Genomic DNA, 225 nt, shown 5'->3' on the forward strand with positions numbered 1-225 from the left:
TATATATCACCGTATGGATCCATATTTGCTTCCTGTCGGGTTGTAACCATCACAGATACTTCAGCATGATTTTCTTCCCCTTTCAAGTCTCGCAAAATTTTTTTTGCTTTTGCATCATTACTTCCAATAAACAGAACCTTCCATGCCTTTACAGGATGTTCAAACCCCACTTTCTTGTCGTATTTGGGAAGCAACTCTTCTTTTCTGGAGAAAAACTCATTAAAC

1 protein-coding gene is annotated in these 225 nt (G+C 37.8%); it reads right to left on the reverse strand.

Going from position 1 to position 225, the window contains the following annotated elements; genetic code table 11:
* Positions 1–225 (reverse strand): hypothetical protein (locus tag J0695_RS46560; protein ID WP_206970174.1); only part of this gene is annotated, 225 nt, incomplete at both ends.

Source organism: Streptomyces beijiangensis (assembly GCF_017315755.1).
Lineage (GTDB): Bacteria > Actinomycetota > Actinomycetes > Streptomycetales > Streptomycetaceae > Streptomyces > Streptomyces beijiangensis.